This is a genomic window from Bifidobacterium sp. LCP19S3_E9, from assembly GCF_052121135.1.
Taxonomy (GTDB): domain Bacteria; phylum Actinomycetota; class Actinomycetes; order Actinomycetales; family Bifidobacteriaceae; genus Bifidobacterium; species Bifidobacterium thermacidophilum.
The window spans coordinates 129855-148490 of sequence record NZ_JBQKEV010000002.1; the positions used below are offsets into that span (position 1 = coordinate 129855).

General features: G+C 59.4%; 16 protein-coding genes. 14 read left to right on the plus strand and 2 right to left on the minus strand.

Features of this window, described 5'->3' with window-relative positions; all coding sequences use genetic code 11:
- Nucleotides 1–15: 15 nt before the first annotated feature.
- A complete protein-coding gene (locus ACTQYB_RS01435) occupies nt 16–1485 on the minus strand; it encodes a hypothetical protein (RefSeq protein ID WP_441481970.1) in 1470 nt (489 codons plus the stop codon).
- Nucleotides 1486–1590: 105 nt separating this feature from the next.
- Complete coding sequence (locus ACTQYB_RS01440) at nt 1591–2808, minus strand: NADP-dependent isocitrate dehydrogenase (protein WP_015450531.1); 1218 nt, start codon at nt 2806–2808, stop codon at nt 1591–1593.
- A gap of 198 nt (nt 2809–3006) precedes the next feature.
- Between ACTQYB_RS01440 and ACTQYB_RS01445 the strand changes: the two genes are divergently transcribed.
- From ACTQYB_RS01445 to trpB, 14 genes are all read left to right on the plus strand, one after another.
- The gene (locus ACTQYB_RS01445; RefSeq protein WP_412170325.1) at nt 3007–4128 is read left to right on the plus strand and encodes a GuaB3 family IMP dehydrogenase-related protein; all 1122 of its coding nucleotides are present in this window, start codon (nt 3007–3009) and stop codon (nt 4126–4128) included.
- Nucleotides 4129–4258: 130 nt separating this feature from the next.
- Nucleotides 4259–4765: a hypothetical protein gene (locus ACTQYB_RS01450; protein WP_015450533.1), complete on the plus strand. Its 507-nt coding sequence runs from the start codon at nt 4259–4261 to the stop codon at nt 4763–4765.
- Between the two features lie 55 nt (nt 4766–4820).
- Nucleotides 4821–6878: an AMP-dependent synthetase/ligase gene (locus ACTQYB_RS01455; RefSeq protein WP_321046441.1), complete on the plus strand. Its 2058-nt coding sequence runs from the start codon at nt 4821–4823 to the stop codon at nt 6876–6878.
- A 3-nt stretch (nt 6879–6881) separates the two neighbouring features.
- Nucleotides 6882–7364 (plus strand): peptide deformylase, encoded by a 483-nt coding sequence (locus ACTQYB_RS01460; protein WP_015450535.1) that lies wholly within the window; start codon nt 6882–6884, stop codon nt 7362–7364.
- 233 nt (nt 7365–7597) lie between these two features.
- Nucleotides 7598–8413 (plus strand): 30S ribosomal protein S2, encoded by an 816-nt coding sequence (gene rpsB, locus ACTQYB_RS01465; RefSeq protein WP_015450536.1) that lies wholly within the window; start codon nt 7598–7600, stop codon nt 8411–8413.
- 85 nt (nt 8414–8498) lie between these two features.
- Nucleotides 8499–9377, plus strand: coding sequence for a translation elongation factor Ts (gene tsf / locus ACTQYB_RS01470; protein WP_033505567.1), 879 nt, complete (start codon nt 8499–8501; stop codon nt 9375–9377).
- 236 nt (nt 9378–9613) lie between these two features.
- Nucleotides 9614–10354 (plus strand): UMP kinase, encoded by a 741-nt coding sequence (pyrH, locus tag ACTQYB_RS01475; RefSeq protein WP_033505569.1) that lies wholly within the window; start codon nt 9614–9616, stop codon nt 10352–10354.
- A gap of 90 nt (nt 10355–10444) precedes the next feature.
- Nucleotides 10445–10999 carry a ribosome recycling factor gene (frr, locus tag ACTQYB_RS01480; protein WP_015450539.1) on the plus strand — a complete coding sequence of 185 codons (555 nt, stop codon included), beginning with the start codon at nt 10445–10447 and terminating at the stop codon, nt 10997–10999.
- Nucleotides 11000–11083: 84 nt separating this feature from the next.
- Nucleotides 11084–12067, plus strand: a complete 984-nt coding sequence (locus ACTQYB_RS01485) for a phosphatidate cytidylyltransferase (RefSeq protein WP_033505849.1) — start codon at nt 11084–11086, stop codon at nt 12065–12067.
- A gap of 89 nt (nt 12068–12156) precedes the next feature.
- On the plus strand, nt 12157–13353 hold the full coding sequence (gene rlmN, locus ACTQYB_RS01490; protein ID WP_044098472.1) for a 23S rRNA (adenine(2503)-C(2))-methyltransferase RlmN: 1197 nt from the start codon (nt 12157–12159) through the stop codon (nt 13351–13353).
- Nucleotides 13354–13470: 117 nt separating this feature from the next.
- A complete protein-coding gene (hisF, locus tag ACTQYB_RS01495) occupies nt 13471–14241 on the plus strand; it encodes an imidazole glycerol phosphate synthase subunit HisF (RefSeq protein WP_015450542.1) in 771 nt (256 codons plus the stop codon).
- Nucleotides 14242–14434: 193 nt separating this feature from the next.
- Nucleotides 14435–14857, plus strand: a complete 423-nt coding sequence (gene hisI / locus ACTQYB_RS01500; RefSeq protein WP_441481971.1) for a phosphoribosyl-AMP cyclohydrolase — start codon at nt 14435–14437, stop codon at nt 14855–14857.
- The gene (locus tag ACTQYB_RS01505) at nt 14854–16440 is read left to right on the plus strand and encodes a chorismate-binding protein (protein ID WP_441481972.1); all 1587 of its coding nucleotides are present in this window, start codon (nt 14854–14856) and stop codon (nt 16438–16440) included. Before hisI ends, ACTQYB_RS01505 begins: the two co-directional genes overlap by 4 nt.
- A 102-nt stretch (nt 16441–16542) precedes the next feature.
- Nucleotides 16543–18636 (plus strand): tryptophan synthase subunit beta, encoded by a 2094-nt coding sequence (trpB, locus tag ACTQYB_RS01510; RefSeq protein ID WP_033505579.1) that lies wholly within the window; start codon nt 16543–16545, stop codon nt 18634–18636.

An 18636-nucleotide genomic window follows, 5' to 3' on the forward strand; every position in this document is an offset into this window, starting at 1 on the left:
ACCATGCCTAAACAATCACAACCCTGCATCGGCCAAAGTGACATACCCCGTATCGATGAGTTCGCTCTTGAGATTCGACGCACTCACCGCGATCAGCGATTGCGTGAACGCAGGCACGGACTTGCCATTGACCGTAGTCTTGCTCACCGATTGCAATGCGGTCACATCCCCGCCGGACGCCAGCTGCCGACTCACTTTCGCGATGCCTGTCGCCAGCTCCGCACGGTCTTCGAGGGCGGTCATCCATAACTTGCCGTTCACGATATCGGGAAGCATGTCGGTATATGCCCCGTATCCGGTCACAATCGGCCATTGAAGGGATGCTGCCGAAGACGTATCGTCCTGCCCCAAGCCAGCGGGGGATGGTACGGCCGACTTGGTGAGATCCTTGTGGCCGGCGAGATTGCCAACGATGCCAAGAATCGATATCGATGGGTTGATCTCAGCCGAAGACCCTTCATATCCGAGCGCGTCGAGTTCCTGCACAATCACCGATGCGATGTAGTCATTCATCGCGATGATCCCGTCGATATGGACCGGCTTTGCGGCGCCCTCAGGCTTCAGTCTGGAATCAAGCTCCTGCTTGACATCGTTGTCGCTTGACGCCGTAAACGCCACGGAACTCCAGCTTGTCGCCGACGTGGACGCATTGAGTGTGCCGGAGGCGCTGACTACGGCTCCCGATTTGAAATACGGGCCAAGCACCTTCCAGATGCCCTTGAACGCCTCTTTGCCGAAGGCCATGGATACAGACTGGTCCTCATCTTTGGCGGAACCGACAGGCAGAAAGACTTCGATGGTCTTTGGATTCGTGGCGGAGACCGAATCGAGCTGCAGCTTGCTGACCAGCTGCTTCGCCTGGATTTCACCGATGCTCCGTGCGGTTGACATCTGTACGAATGCGTCGGGCGAGAACCCACCGATGTCGTTGGACAGCACGATGACATGCATGCCTGATTTCCGGGCGAGCGTCAATGCGCTGGTCATCCGCTGATCCGCTGTGGCATCGGCGTCGTTTGATGATGATTCGGAATCCAGGGGATTGGTGACATAATCACCATACTGTGTCGTGGTGCTGTCCGTTGACGTGCAAGGCGCGACAATCAAGGTGGTCGCGCTGCCCGTCGAGGAATGTTTCGACGAGGTCTCGGCGGCGCGGGACACGACATAATCCTGGATGTCTTGGCTCTGCTTGTCTAGACTACCGTCCGTATGCGTGCTTATCTGCTTGGCAGCGAACCCTTGTTCCACCAGCTCGCTTTTGATGCTAGGCACAAGTTTCGCCCACTTGTTCAGTGGCGTGTGCTGTGAGATGGTGATGCCGTCGGACGGGGTGAAGATTGCCACCGATCCCAAGCCGGAGGTCGCGGTACTTGTCGGCTGACCATCGCTTCCCGTGCCGCATGCGCCCGCCATGGACAGCATGCCGATGCACGCGAGTGACGTGACCAAAGCCTTCAACGTGCCGATGCGATGCGATGCCATATGAACCTTTCCGTCCTAACGTGCCCACGTATGGTATACCTTACCGGATACAGCAATGCCCGGGAACAAGATGTTCCCGGGCAATACCTCCACGAACGGCTAGGGTTACTCGGCGAGCGCCCGAGACAGCTCCTCGTCGAGAGCGTCCATGAAGCCTTGGGTGTCAAGCCATGGCTGGTCAGGACCGACGAGCATGGCGAGATCCTTGGTCATACGGCCGGACTCCACGGTGTGGACGATCACATGCTCCAGGGTTTCGGCGAAATGCGCCACTTCAGGCGTGTTGTCCAGCTTGGCGCGGTGCTTGAGGCCACCGGTCCAGGCGAAGATGGAGGCAATCGGGTTGGTCGAGGTCTTTTCTCCCTTGAGCCAACGACGGTAATGCCGGGTGACGGTGCCGTGCGCCGCTTCGGCTTCGACGGTTTGGCCGTCCGGTGTCATGAGCACAGACGTCATGAGACCGAGCGAACCGAAGCCCTGGGCGACGCTGTCGGACTGGACATCGCCGTCATAGTTCTTGCACGCCCAGATGTACCCGCCGTGCCATTTCAGCGAGCTCGCCACCATGTCATCGATGAGACGATGCTCGTAGGTCAGGCCTTCCGCGGCGTACTGGTCCTTGAACTCGGTTTCGAAGACCTCGGCGAAGATGTCTTTGAATTCGCCGTCGTACGCCTTGAGAATCGTGTTCTTGGTGGACAGATACACCGGCAGGTGACGCTGCAGGCCGTAGCGGAAGCATGCTCGCGCGAATCCGCGGATGGATTCGGCCACGTTGTACTGCACCTGCGCAACGCCGGCACCCGGGTAATCGAAGACCACATGCTCAATCGGCTCGCTGCCGTCGTCCGGGGTGAAGGTGACCGTCAAGCGGCCGGGGCGATCGACCTTGAAATCGGTCGCCTTGTACTGGTCACCGAACGCATGACGCGCGACAACAATCGGCTTGGTCCAGCCGGGAACGAGCCTCGGGATATTGGAAATCACAATCGGCTCGCGGAAGATGGTGCCACCGAGGATGTTGCGGATGGTGCCGTTGGGTGACTTCCACATCTTCTTCAGACCGAATTCCTTGACCCTGGCCTCGTCCGGGGTGATGGTTGCGCATTTGACGCCGACATGTTCGCGCTTGATGGCGTTGGCCGCATCGATGGTCACCTGGTCGTCGGTGGCGTCTCTGTTCTTGATGCCCAGATCGTAGTATTCCAAGTCGATGTCGAGATAGGGGAGGATCAGACGATCTTTGATATCCTTCCAGATCACGCGGGTCATTTCGTCTCCGTCGAGCTCGACGACCTTGCCTTCGACCTTAATCTTGGCCATGAATTGCCCTCCTCACGGGGTTGTGAAGGTTATGCGATATCTTATTCATACCGCAAACCCATAACGAATGTGTGCCCGCGTCCACGATGTTGGACACTTCCGCCGCTTGAGCCGCTTCGAACGCCACGATGCTGCATCAAGCTTCAGCTGGTGGAAACTTGATGGCGTTCGTCACGAGTTCGCATTAGCCTTGAAACCATGTCTCAGGAAATTGAAATCGGTCTGGGCAAGAAGGCCCGGCTCGCATACTCTCTGGATGATGTCGCCATCGTCCCGTCCCGCCGTACGCGCGATCCGCAGGACGTCAGCACGGCATGGCAGATTGACGCCTACGAGTTCGACATACCGGTCATCGCCGCGCCGATGGATTCGGTAACGAGCCCAGAAACGGCCATCGAAATGGGTCGTCTCGGCGGACTCGGTGTCCTCGACCTCGAAGGCTTGTGGACGCGGTATGAAGATCCCAAGCCGCTTCTCGACGAAATCGCCACGTTGCCGGAAGGGCAGGCGACCCGTCGCATGCAGGAAATTTATGCCGAGCCGATCAAGCCTGAGCTGATTACGCAACGCCTTCACGAGATCCGCAAGGCGGGCGTGACCGTCGCCGGCGCGTTGAGCCCGCAGCGTACGCAGGAACTGTATTCCACCGTGATCGAAGCCGGCGTGGATTTGTTCGTGATCCGCGGCACTGCGGTGTCGGCGGAACATGTGTCTACTGATCATGAGCCGCTCAATCTCAAGAAGTTCATTTACGACCTTGATGTCCCCGTCATCGTGGGAGGCGCCACGAATTACACCGCGGCACTGCATCTGATGCGCACTGGCGCCGCGGGTGTGCTCGTCGGCTTCGGCGGCGGCGCTGTCTCGGGAACGCTCAACACCATTGGTCTTCAAGCCCCTATGGCCACGGCCATCGCGGATATTGCCGAAGCAAGGCGCGACTACATGGACGAATCCGGCGGACGGTATGTCCAGCTCATCGCCGACGGCGGCATGGGCTCGTCGGGCAACTTCATCAAGGCTTTTGCACTCGGCGCCGACGCGGTGATGCTGGGTTCGCCGCTCGCCCGCGCGACCGAGGCCCCCGGTCATGGCATGCATTGGGGTTCCGAGGCACGGCATCAGACGCTTCCGCGAGGCAAACGCACCAATGTCGGTACCGTCGCCCCGCTCAAGGAGATTCTGTATGGGCCCAGCCATCAGGCTGATGGTACGACCAATTTCATCGGTGCGCTTCGCCGTGCCATGGCGTCCACGGGTTATGTGGACGTGAAGAATTTCCAGCGTTGCTCGGTGGTCGTTACCTCCTCCGGTCGCTGACCGAGGCAAGTTATCCACATATCCACAAATCCCGTCATGCCGGTTGACATGGCGGGATTTTTCTGTTCCCCTTGAATAGCCATCCGGCAACAGGCCGGCGAGCAATGAAGCCCGGAAGGGGGAACACCATATGAACGACAGCACCGAACTGTGGACATACCGGTACGAACGCAATCTGCCCAGAATGGAGGGCAATATCACCGTAGGCTCCTTTGGGGTCACGGTTCCCGTGCGTATCGTCGGCTTCTTTCCCGAAGCCCCCGACACGTACAGTGTGAAATTCTGCCAGGAATACGCATTCCTCGTCTACAACATGGCGTGCATGCTCGCCGACACCTATCGCGGCCGCGGCGTAACGCCCTTATTACGCAAACATCTGGCGCCTCAATGCATCGAACGTCTTGAATTCATGTGGCAGCTGGTTGGTTGCTATGACATCCTCAATCTCGAAGATGAGAAAAACGCGATGATCAAAATGGTTCCACCTATGCCGCAATGGATCCATTTCGCGCTGGTGACCAGTGAGCTCATGGAATGCACGGTCAACGTCAACATCGGCACCATTGTGTTCCATTCGATGCTTGTCTTCCGCCGCAAAGCAAGCCGGTGGATTTGCGACCTCGCGGACATTGGCTGACAAATCCCAGCGAACATCCATGTTCCAAGCAAGCCATAGGACTATAATTAAACACATGCTGAAAGAATTTTCTGTTGATCCGGTCTATCAGACCACGGATGACGATACGGTCTACTCGCTCCTCGCGAAGCGCGCGCAACGCGATCCGCAAGGAGCGATAGCCGAATGGCAGAGTGAACGCGACCGTGTATGGCATACGGTCAGCGCACAGGAGATGGATGACCGTGTCCGCGCGGTCGCCCGCGGTCTGTTGGGTATCGGCGTCAAGCACGGCAGCATGGTGGTTATCTACTCCGCCACCTGCTACGACTGGGCGATCGTGGACTTCGCATGCTCGGCGATCGGTGCGGTCACCGTACCGATTTACGAGACGGATTCCGCCAAGCAGGCGGCAGGCATTGTCCAGGATGTCAAGCCAATCATCGCATTCGCCGGCGATGAATCGCATGCCCATACGCTTGACGTCATCCGGCGTGACAGCCCTGACCTGACCTACGTGTTCAATTTCCAGACCGATGGGCTTAACGCCGTCGTTGATTTCGGGGAATCCGTCACCGATGACGAGCTCGCCCTCGCGATGGGCAAGGTCAAGGCTGACGACGTGTCGACCATTGTGTACACCTCAGGTTCGACGGGCAAGCCCAAAGGCGCCATGCTCACCAGCCGCAACTTCACCCACATCGTCTATGCTGGCTACGATGTGCTCGACGAGATGCTGTACCAGCCCAGCCGCCTGCTGCTGTTTCTGCCGCTGGCACACTGCTTCGCCAGGTACATCCAGTACACCGCGATCGGCGCCCAGGGCGTGGTTGGGTATATCCCTACCGCCAAGCATCTGCTCGCCGATCTGCGCAGTTTCAAGCCAACGTATCTGCTCGGCGTGCCGCGCGTGTTCGAGAAGGTTTACAACGCGGCTTCGCAGAAGGCCGGCGCAGGCTTCCAGGGCCGTGTGTTCGCCAAGGCGTTCAAGCATTTCGTCCAATGGTCGAAGGATGAGGACGAGCACCAAGGCCGTCATACTTTGGGGGAGCGGATCCACCATCGTTTCTACATGGCCACGGTCGGCAAATCGATGCGCTCCGCACTCGGCCCGAACCTCAAGTATCTTGCCTGCGGCGGCGCGCCCATCAACGCCGACCTCGCCCATTTCTTCAACGGTATGGACGGCATTACCTTCATCCAGGGGTACGGCATGACGGAAACCGCAGCTCCGTGCGTGGTCAACTTCGAAGACGCGAACAAAGTAGGTTCGGTCGGCCGCCCCGGCCCCGGCATCGCCATCAGGACGCTGGACGACGGAGAAGTCGAAATAAAAGGCCCGAATGTGTTCAAAGGCTATTTCAAGCAGCCTGAACTCACCGCTGAAGTCCTTGAGCCCGACGGCTGGCTGCACAGCGGCGATATCGGATATATCGACGACCGCGGATTCCTGTTCATCACTGGCCGCAAGAAGGATATCATTATCACCGCGGGCGGCAAGAACATCAGTCCGGCACCGTTGGAGGACACGATCAACACCTGCCCGATCGTCTCGCACACCGTAGTGATCGGCGATGGACGGCCGTTCGTGGCGGCACTCATCGCGCTCGACGAAGAGATGACCCGTGATTGGCTGAAGAACCAGGGTATGGATGCCGAGATGCCAATGGAACAAATCGCGAACAACGATGCTGTCAGGGCGTTCGTGCAGCAGTACATCGATCAGGCGAACAGCTCCGTCTCCCGTGCGGAATCGGTGCGCAAGTTCGCCATTCTTCCCGATGATTTTAGCCAGGACGCCGGCACGCTTACCCCGAGCATGAAAGTGGTGCGCAAGAAGGTCATCGAGCGTTACGACGATATCATCGAGCATGTCATCTACACGCCGAAAGGCCCATCCGTACCGATTCCCGCGACCGTGAAACTGTTTGACAAGACCGCGGAAACGGTGTCGCAGGTCTCTGAGACCGTCAGCCCGAAGGTTAAGCAAGCGATTGACCAGGCCAAGTCGAATATGGCCGAACTCCGCGCCAAGCGGCAGGGCGAAAGCTCCGACGAGGAACTCGCTCAGGGCACGGATGCCGAGACCCAAGACAACGGCACTGAGAACACTAACGAGACAGAGGAGAAGTGACAATTGGCAATCCGAGAGATTCGAGTAATTCCCGACCCCATCCTGCGCACCCCGTGCGATGAGATCACCACAATCACGCCGGCAATCCGCCGTTTGGTGCAGGATCTGCTCGACACCGTCGACGATCCCGGTCGCGCCGGACTTTCAGCGAACCAGATCGGCGTGGGTCTGCGCGCCTTCTCATACAACATCGAAGGCAAGGTCGGCTATGTCCTCAACCCGGTAATCGAGGACAAGCAGGGCGAACAATACGGCGATGAAGGCTGCCTGTCCGTACCCGGCTTGTGGTACAAGACCCGTCGCGCCGATTACGCCCGGGTGCGCGGCATCGACCTCGACGGCAAAACCGTCGTGCTCGAAGGCAAGGGTATCATGGGAAGAATGTTGCAGCATGAGACAGACCACCTCGACGGCCATATCTATCTGGACCGGCTGGAGAAAAGCGAGCGCAGGGCCGCAATGAGGCAGTTGCGCGGCGAACGCTGATCTGGCGGTTGATTGTGTGATGGCACGGATCGGGAAATCCCCGGTCCGTGCTATTATTTTACCCCGTGCGCCACATCGCTTCCGTGCAAGTCGCGCAGCTAGGAAGCACCCATTGTCCAACCGGCGCATAATTCGCGTCATGTCCGCGACGCCCCGTGTCGGTCGGCCTAGTATCAGGTTGCACGCGGAGGCACATGGCCAGGCAATAACCGACAATGAAAGGTAGCAGTACCATGGCTCAGATCACTATGAGCGACATGCTGAAGGCCGGTCTCCATTTCGGCCATCAGACCCGCCGTTGGAATCCGAAGATGAAGCAGTACATCCTCATGGAGCGCAACGGCATCCACATCATCAATCTGTTCAAGTCCCTTGATCTGATTGACGTCGCCTACGACTTCATCAAGGAAACCGTTGCCCACAACGGCACGGTTCTCTTCGTGGGCACCAAGAAGCAGGCGCAGGAAGCCATCAAGAACCAGGCGACCCGCGTCGGTATGCCGTATGTCTCCGAGCGCTGGCTCGGCGGTATGCTCACCAACTTCCAGACCGTGTCCAAGCGCGTCGCCCGTCTCAAGGAACTCGAAGAGATGGACTTCACCGACGTGCGTGGTTCCGGCCTGACCAAGAAGGAACTGCTGCTGCTTGAGCGCGAGAAGGACAAGCTGGAGAAGCAGCTTGGCGGTATCCGCAACATGAACCGCACTCCTTCGGTGCTGTTCGTCGTGGACATCAACAAGGAAGCGCTGGCCGTCTCCGAAGCCCACAAGCTGGGCATTCCGGTGGTCGCCATCGTTGACACCAACACCGACCCGGATCTGGTTGATTACCCGATCCCGGCGAACGATGACGCGATCCGCGGCATCGAACTGCTCACCAGCCTGATGGCTGATGCCGTCGCCGACGGTCTGCTCGAGCGTTCCGGCAAGGCGGCCAAGGCCGATGACAAGTCTGAGCAGCCGATGGCTGCTTGGGAGAAGGAGCTCCTGACCAAGGACGCCCCGACTGCCGAAGCCGAAGAAGCCAAGAGCGAAGAGCCCAAGGCCTGATTCGCGGCATTTGTTATCCTAGGCGGCGGGAGACCAACCATCTCCCGCCGCTGGGTATCACTTCAAAATCAAGAGGAGACAACACATGGCAGCTATCACTGCAGCTCTGATCAAGCAGGTGCGTGAAGAAACCGGCGCCGGTATGATGGATGTGAAGAAGGCTCTTACCGAAGCCGAAGGCGATGTCGCCCGCGCCAAGGAAATCATCCGCGCCAAGGGCATCGCGGCAGCGGGTAAGCGCGAAGGCCGCAAGGCCCAGGAAGGCACCATCGCGTCTAAGGTCGTCAAGACCGCGGACGGCGAGGTCGGCTACGCTGTTGAGATCAATTCCGAGACCGATTTCGTGGCAAAGACCCCGAAGTTCGTCGAGTTCGCCGAGTCCGTGCTGGACGCAGCCATCGCCGCCGACGCGAACAACGTGGACGACGTGCTTGCAGCCAAGACCGCTGACGGCGATGTCAAGCTGGACATCGAACAGGCCGCCGCGCTCTTTGGCGAGCATGTCAAGGTCGGCCAGTTCGCCAAGATCGCCGGACCTCATGTCGAGATCTACGCGCATCGCAAGTCCGCCGAAATGCCGCCGTCCATCGTGGCTCTCATCGCCACTGACGAAGCCGGCGAAAAGGTCGCTCACGAGGCCGCGCTGCAGATTTCCGCGATGAGCCCGCGCTGGCTCACCCGCGAGGACGTCGATCCGACCGTTCTCGAGTCCGAGCGTCGTATCGCGACCGAGAAGACTTCGGATGAGCTCGCCGCCAAGGGCAAGCCGCAGGCCGTCATCGATAAGATCGCGCCGAAGATCGTCGAAGGCCGTCTCAACGCCTTCTACAAGGAAGCGGTGCTTCTGGATCAGGATTACGTCAAGGATCCGTCCAAGACCGTCGGTAAGCTGTTCGACGAAGCCGGTGCGAAGGCGATCGCTTTCGCCCGTATCGAAGTCGGCAAGGGCGACGAAGAGGACTGACCCTCTGACAGCCCGCCCCGTGCCATCACCTGAAGGTCGGGGCTAGGGACGCGAACCGATACCCGCCGTAGTCAGTTTCAAGCAACTGCCCGCGGCGGGTTTTCCTATCTTTGGTGGTTTGTGATATTCCCAATGCGGTGATGCAAGACCCGCGGGCGAGTCGATGCACGTCTGTCGTTCATCGACGCTACAGTGGTTAGGCGGCAATGATAAGACAGGCACAGAAAGGCCCAAATATGACTGGCACGGATAAGCCACGCAGGGTGTTGCTCAAGCTCTCAGGCGAAGCGTTCGGCGGGGGAGCAGTCGGCATTGATACGAAGGTGGTGCGGCGCATCGCCCAGGAAATCGTTCCCGCAGTACGTCAGGGTGTTCAGGTAGCCATCGTCACCGGCGGCGGCAACTTCTTCCGCGGAGCAGAACTTCAACAGGCCGGCATCGATCGCAGCCGCGGCGATTACATGGGCATGCTCGGCACCGTTATGAACTGTCTCGCATTGCAGGACTTCCTCGAGCAGGAAGGCCAAGCCACCCGTGTGCAGACGGCCATCGCCATGGGGCAGGTCGCCGAGCCGTATATCCCGCTCAAGGCCATCAGGCATCTGGAAAAGGGCCGCGTGGTGATTTTCGGCGCAGGCGCCGGCATGCCATATTTCTCAACTGACACGGTTTCCATCCAGCGTTCCTTGGAAATCCATTGCGACGAGGTGCTGATGGGCAAGAACGGCGTCGACGGTGTCTATACCGCAGACCCGCGCAAAGTCGAACACGCGCAGCGTTTCGCCACGCTCAGCTACAATCGCGCCCTTGTCGACAACCTCGCTGTCATGGACGCGTCCGCATTGTCCATGGCACGCGACAACCGCAAGCCGATCCGCGTATTCGGGCTCGAGGAGCCGGGCAATGTCACCAAGGCCCTGCTCGGTGAACAGCTCGGCACGCTCGTGTCAACCGCCCAATCGACGCTCGTCGACTGAACATCAAGGGTCGTGCGCCGATTCGACGCCGCATGACGATACAATAAGAACAACCAGTCGTTCAACGACGAATCCGCCAAAGGAGATAGCATGGCCACAGTCATCGAACAAGCCAAGGAACAGATGGGCAAGTCCGTCGAAGCCACCAAGGAGAACTTCACCGGTATCCGTACCGGGCGCGCGAACCCGGCGCTGCTCAACGGCCTGACCGTCGAGTATTACGGCGTGCCTACGCCAATCAAGGCCGTCGCCACCATCGGCGTTCCAGAGCCGCGTACTCTGGCGGTCACTCCTTATGACGCCTCACAGGCGAACGCCGTCGAAAAGGCCATCCGCGACTCCGATCTCGGCGTCAGCCCCCGCAGGGAGGGCAGCGTCATCTACGCAACCATGCCCGAGCTGACCGAGGAACGCCGCAAGGAGTATGTGAAGATCGCCAAGACCAAGGCCGAAGAGGGCAAGGTGGCGGTTCGTAACATCCGTCGCAAGGCCAAGGAAACCATCGACAAGTCCGTCAAGGACGGCGATATGGGCGAGGACGACGGCGATCGCCAGCTCAAAGAGCTTGACAAGATCACCAAGCAGTTCACGGACGAACTTGATTCTCTGCTGGAAACCAAGCAGAAGGAGATTATGGAGGTCTGAGGACCCCTACACGACGGGCCTCGATCATGCCGTATACACGGATGTCGGGGCCCGTTTCCGATGGTGAGCCGATAAGGGATGATGATGGACAAACATGTAGAGCATGACGGCAACGCCGACGAAACGATAGAGGAAATCAACAAGAAGACGGGTCGCAACATGCCCCAGGCGATTGCCACGGCCGTCGTGCTGATCGCGATCATCATCGCATGCTTGGCGATCAGCATGGACGTGTTCATGGTGTTACTCGTCGTCTTCATGATCCTGGCCTTGTGGGAGCTTCGAGTCGATTTCGCGATTGCCGGCATGCACATCCCTGTGGTGATGCTGTGGATTTGCTCAACGGTCACCCTGCTGGCAACCTACTATTCGCCTTGGCATGTGTCGACAATGGCCTTGTGCATCATGCTCTCAATCGTGCTCGTCGCACTGAGCGCCACCGCGAATTTCAGCTTCGGAGACCGGCTGAGTATGGAGGTTGAGCGGAAACTCGCGCAGACAAACGCCGGGGCACGGCTCGAATCCTCCTTCAATCACGGTTCCGCCACCGTACAGCACAGCCGGCTGACCAGTGTGGCGGTCTCCGTGTTCGCAGTGTTGTATATCCCCTTGATCGCCTCGTTCATCGCATTGTCGCTGACTTTCCATGGCCATGCTTTCGCCCATGCCATCATGATTGTGTTCCTGCCCGCGTTGAGTGATACCGGCGGCTTGTTCGCCGGCGCTTGGTTCGGCAAGCACAAACTGTCTCCACGTATTTCCCCCAAGAAATCGGTGGAAGGGCTGCTCGGCTCGATTCTGTTCGCCATGGCGGGCGCGTTCGCCATCTTCGCATGCACCTACCCGTCTCTGTGGGCATCCCGCTGGTGGGTGCCGATCGTGGTCGGCATCCTCATGGGTATCGTGGGCACGTTCGGCGATTTGTGCGCATCCATGCTCAAGCGCGACATCGGCATCAAAGATATGGGCCATCTGCTCAAAGGTCACGGCGGGGTGATGGACCGCGTCGATTCCATTCTGCTGACCGCCCCGTTCATGATGGCGTTGCTGTATGTCACCGGCTTGTAACCTGATACGCCGTCGGCATCATCAATGACAGCATTCCATGAGTACACCCGCAATACAAGAACCAAGCAACACAACTGACAGGAGCATGTATGGCTACGCACGATGACGGCGACGTGAACTCGGGTCAGACACCGGAAACCGGTATCACCCCCGGAGGCACCACTGGCGCATTCCGCGATGTGCTCGCCAAGGACCATGCCCGGCGCGGCAAACCGCCGGTTCATCTGGTCGATATGAGCCCCGAGGAACGCGTGGCTGCGGCGAAAGCCATCGGCATGCCCAAATTCCGTGTCAAGCAGCTCGCCAACCACTATTTCGCGCATTTCGACACGGATGTCGAATCATTCACCGATTTTCCGTCGAAACTCAGCGCCACCGCGCAGGAGGCTTTCTTCCCGGAACTCATCCATGAGGTCACACACCAGAGCGCAGACGAGGGAACGACAATCAAGACGCTGTGGCGCTTGTTCGACGGGGCCATGATCGAATCCGTGCTCATGCGATACCCGAGTCGCACCACCTTGTGCATCTCAAGCCAGGTCGGTTGTGGGATGGGCTGCCCATTCTGCGCCACGGGCCAGCTCGGATTGACGCGCAACATGTCGACCGGCGAGATTCTCGAGCAGGTGCGCATCGCGGCGAAAACCGCTCGCGACGGCGGCATCACCGGAGGTCCGTGCCGATTGAGCAATGTCGTGTTCATGGGCATGGGCGAGCCGATGGGCAACTACCGTTCCGTCATCAGCGCAGTCCGGCAGATCAGCGCGATGCCTCCGGAGGGGTTCGGCATCTCCGCACGCAACATCACCGTCTCAACGGTCGGCGTCGTGCCCGGCATTCGAAAACTCGCCCAAGAGGGGCTGCCTGTCCGCCTTGCGGTGTCGTTGCATGCCCCCAGCGACGAGCTGCGCGATGAACTCGTCCCGATGAACCGCAGGTTCAACACCACCCAGGTGCTCGATGCCGCTCATGACTATTATCTGGCGACCAAACGCCGAGTGAGTATCGAATACGCACTGATGCGGGGAATCAACGACCAGGCGGAACATGCCCGACTACTCGCGAAACGATTGAACCACTACGGCGATGATTGGGCGCATGTCAACCCAATTCCGCTCAACCCTATCGAGGGATCGAAGTGGACCGCGTCTAAACCGGAAGACGAGCGTCAATTCCTTGACATCCTGCACCACGCAGGCATCACGGCGACCCTGCGGGACACACGTGGACAGGATATCGACGGTGCGTGTGGGCAACTTTCAGCGAAATACAGGAAAACCGCTTGAAACGAACCGAATTCGGATTGCGCGCCCACTTCGTGAGACGGACCGTCGGATTGCTCTAGCCCAACGGCTATGGTGTGACGTGTAGGCAAGCTTCACCCTTCACACAAGGAGTCGCAAATGGCATTGGCGGTTCGCGTTATTCCGTGCCTCGACGTCGACGCAGGTCGTGTGGTCAAGGGCGTGCATTTCGAGAACCTCCGCGATGCAGGTGATCCAGTGGAGCTTGCAGCCGAATATTATCGTCAGGGCGCAGATGAGCTCACCTTCCTCGATGTGACCGCCTCCACAGGGCATCGTCGCACCATGTTCGACGTCGTCAACAGAACGGCCCAGCAACTGTTCATCCCGCTTACCGTGGGTGGTGGAGTCCGTTCCGTCGACGATGTAGACCAGCTTTTGCGGTGCGGCGCCGACAAAGTCAGTGTCAACACTGCGGCAATCAACAATCCGACGCTAATCAGCGATATTTCCCAGCGTTTCGGTAGCCAGGTCCTAGTGCTTTCTGTGGATGCACGTCGCGAACGCGGCGAGCAGCACACGCAGTCCGGTTTCGAAGTGACGACCATGGGCGGCCGCCATTCCACTGGCATCGACGCGTTGTGGTGGGCCCGCCGGGCCCAGGAACTTGGAGCAGGCGAAGTACTGCTGAACTCAATGGATGCTGATGGAACCGAGAACGGATTCGATCTCGAGATGATCCGTGCGATGCGTTCGCAGGTCACCATACCGATTATCGCCAGCGGCGGTGCCGGCAAGGTGGAGGATTTCCCACCCGCCATCGAGGCCGGAGCCGATGCGGTCCTCGCAGCGTCAGTCTTCCATTACGGGAAGATGACGATTGGCGAAGTCAAAGCCGAGCTGCGCAAGGCCGGCTATACGGTTCGCTGACCCAACAGCATTCCGAGGATACGTTGAGACATCCGGATATGGCCGTAACGCAATCAGGCCAGTCCACCATCCCGGAGTTCCTCTCATGTTTTCTTCAGTACCCGCTTTCCGCACCGGCGGACGGGAAATCCCTCGCCGATGCTTGGCGACAATGACATCCCAACAACAAGCCAACAGACAGGGAGCGAAACCCATGGCATCGAATGGCAATGATCCACAGCCGCAATACGACAACAGCACCGCGCTCGACCCAAGAATCGCCGCAAGACTCAAACGCGATGACAAAGGACTTGTCGCCGCGGTCATCCAGCAATACGACACGCATGAAGTGCTGATGGTCGGTTACATGAACGATGAGGCTCTCAGACGCACACTCACCACCGGGCGGGTGACGTTCTGGTCCCGCTCACGACAGGAATATTGGCGCAAAGGAGACACGTCCGGACATGTCCAGTATGTCAAGGCGCTGAATCTCGATTGTGACGGCGACGCCATCCTCGTCGAGGTCGATCAGGTCGGAGCGGCATGCCACACCGGCAAGAGGTCATGCTTCGAACAGGGCGGTCCGCTGCCGGTGGTCGTTGGATATCGCACGAAGGAGCAGGAACAGCAATGAGCACGTGCAGCGTAACCAACCTGAGATGGGGCGAAACTTGGCCGGACCGCCGCCAATTCCACGAGCTGGCTGACCAAGGGTACCGTGTCATTCCCATTGTGCGCAGGTTGCTTGCCGATTCACTGACACCTGTGGGATTCTACGAACGGCTCGCCGGTGGAGCAAGCGGCACGTTCATCCTGGAATCCGCGGAATATGGCGGATCGTGGAGCCGGTACAGCTTCATCGGTGTACATTCCATGGCGCAATTGCGTTCCGACCACGGCCAAGCCAGCTGGTTAGGCACTGTGCCCAAAGGCATCCCCACGAGCGGCGATGTCGCCGAAGTCGCTCATGCCACTCTGCGAGCGCTCAAGGCGCCTAACGTCGAGGGGCTGCCGAACCTGACCAGCGGGCTGGTCGGCACGGTCGGCTGGGATGCCATCAGACATTGGGAGCCGACGCTCAGCGCGAACGCGCCCGATGAGACCGGTCAGCCGGAAACGGTGCTGGCACTGGCCACCGATATCGCCGTCATCGACCATGTGAACGGTTCGGTGTGGCTGATTGCGAACGCCGTCAACATGGATGATTCGCCTACCCGTGCCGACCTCGCCTACGATCGCGCCGTCGAGCGCCTGAACACGATGGAGCGCAAGGCCGCAACCCCCGCCGAGGGCGAATCTCGGGTCAATGTCCTCGACCCGAGCGTCCCCAAGCCGGAACTTAGGTTCCGTACGCCCAAGGACCAGTACGAGCGCGCGGTCAAACGCGCCAAGCAGCATATCATCGACGGGGACGTGTTCCAGGTCGTCATCTCGCAGCGTCTCGACATTGATTCCCCAGCCGATCCGATTGATGTCTACCGGGTGTTGCGCACGCTCAATCCGAGTCCATACATGTACTTCTTCGCGTTGACGGACGCACAGGGCCGTGATTTCAATGTCGTCGGTTCGAGCCCGGAAACCCTGATCAAAGTGGACGACGGCCATGCGATGACCTTCCCAATCGCAGGATCGCGACCACGTGGCGCCACCCCAGAAGAGGACGCCCGTCTGGAACAGGAACTGCTTGCCGATCCGAAGGAACGCAGCGAGCACATCATGCTTGTCGACCTGTCCCGCAACGATCTAAGCCGCGTATGCGTCCCCGATAGCGTGGAAGTCGTCTCCCTGATGGATATCAAACGGTTCAGCCACATCATGCACATTTGTTCGACGGTGACAGGCACGGTCAGCCCGGACAAAACCGTATTCGATGTCTTCACCTCGGCGTTCCCGGCGGGCACGTTGTCGGGAGCACCGAAGCCCAAGGCGATTGACATCATCGACCAGCTCGAACCCGCAGACCGCGGTATTTACGGTGGAACCGCCGGATACTTCGATTTCAGCGGCAACATGGATATGGCCATCACCATCCGCACCGCCTTCATCCGCGACCATCAGGCCTCGGTGCAAGCGGGCGCCGGCATCGTACTCGACTCCGTGCCAGCCAACGAGTGGCAGGAGACACGCAACAAAGCCGAGGCCAGCGTCGAAGCGATCCAGATCGCCGCGCAATTGCGTTCGTTGCAACCAGAGGATCCACGCCATGTACGGGGATGAGCTGCGACGCGTCCACGCGCACGCCGATGTCCCGGTATGCGGGAATCCCCGTGGAATGACACGTCTGAATCGTTAGTCTTGGGAACAACTTCTGGAGGAACCATGTCAGTACTTGACGATCTTGTGGCAGGAGCCACACAAGACATGCATGAACGTGCGCAACGCACGCCGATCGATGAGCTCAAACGGCTCGCGGAGACGAGGACGCCGGCGCTTGACGCCACGCAATGGCTCAAACGCGCCGATTCCATACCGGTCATCGCGGAAATCAAACGTGCATCGCCGTCCAAAGGACATCTGGCCGATATTCCCGATCCTGCTGCGCTGGCACGCGAATACGAGACCGGGGGAGCAAGCGCAATCTCCGTGTTGACGGAAGGGCGTCGATTCCTCGGCAGCCTTGTCGATCTCGACCAGGTGCGCCAAGCCGTGCATATTCCGGTGTTGCGCAAGGACTTCATCACCGATGAATACCAGATCTGGGAAGCCAGGGCGCATGGAGCGGATCTGGTGCTCCTCATCGTCGCGGCACTCGACGATAGCCGCCTCGCCCAGCTGCTGAAGCTCACCCACGATTTGGGCATGACCGCACTGGTCGAAACCCATACGCGTGAGGAAATCGACCGTGCGCGCCATGCGGGGGCGAAGGTCATCGGCATCAACGCCCGCAATCTCAAGAATCTTCAGGTGGATGTCAGCAAGTATCAGGAACTTGCCGGCGATCTGCCTGATGATGTCATCAAAGTCGCGGAATCCGGCGTGTTTGGCAGTGTTGAACTCGAGGATTACGCGCGGGCCGGCGCCGATGCGGTGCTGGTCGGTGAAGGTGTCGCGACCGCCGACGACCATACCGCGGCGGTGCGCAGGCTAATACAGACAGGAGAACGCGTGAAAGCCTCAGAATCCACACCATTATCACAACATCAAGGCCCGTACTTCGGCAAGTACGGTGGCCGATTCGTTCCGGAGGCGTTGATTGGGGCGTTGGACGAGCTCGAGCGCGTCTACAACGAAGCCAAAGCCGATCCGGCGTTCCAGGCAGAGCTCAAGCGGCTCAACGAACAATATGTCGGCCGTCCTTCGAAACTCACCGAGGCGCCGCGCTTCGCCGAACGACTCAACAAGAAGACCGGACTCAACGCCCGTGTCTTCCTCAAGCGTGAGGACCTCAACCACACCGGTGCCCACAAAATCAACAACGCGTTGGGCCAGGCGTTGCTGGTCAAGCGCATGGGCAAGACCCGCGTCATCGCGGAGACCGGCGCCGGCCAGCACGGTGTCGCGACCGCAACGGTCTGCGCATTGCTCGGCCTCAAGTGCCGCATCTACATGGGCCAAATCGATGCCCGCCGCCAGGCGCTGAACGTGGCGCGTATGCGGCTGCTTGGTGCCGAGGTTGTCGAAGTAACTCAAGGATCGCGTATTCTCAAGGACGCCATCAACGAAGCGTTGCGAGACTGGGTCACCAACGTGGAGACCACGCATTACCTGCTCGGCACGGTCTGCGGGCCGCACCCGTTCCCAACCATCGTGCGTGACTTCCAGAAGATTATCGGCGAGGAGGCCAAGGAACAGCTCAAGGACATCTACGGCATCGACCACCCGGATGCGATTTGCGCTTGCGTCGGCGGCGGCTCGAACGCCATCGGCATCATGAACGCCTTCCTCGATGACCCCCGTGTCAACCTGTACGGGTTCGAAGCCGGCGGCCACGGCATCGAATCGGGCGAGCACGCCGTACGTCTGACCCCTGGAGCGGCGGATCTGGGTCTGTTCCAAGGCGCCGAATCCTATCTGCTGGAAGATTCCGAAGGACAGACGAAGAACACGTATTCGATTTCTGCCGGCCTTGATTACGCCTCCGTCGGCCCCGAACACGCGTGGCTCAAGGACATCGGCCGCGTACAGTACTCGTATGCCACCGATGACGAAGCGATGAGCGCGTTCAAAGACCTGTGCGAGACCGAAGGTATCATCCCAGCCATCGAAAGCTCTCACGCAGTCGCAGGCGCCTATAAGGCTGCCGCCGATCTCAAGGCGAAGGGGTACACCAATCCGGTGATTGTGGTCAACATCTCGGGACGCGGAGACAAGGACGTGGCCACAGCCGGCAAATGGTTCGGCTATCTGACCGATGAACAAAGCAAGGCGCTGGAAGCCAACGGCGCACACGGCACGAGCGTAGATGGAGAGTGA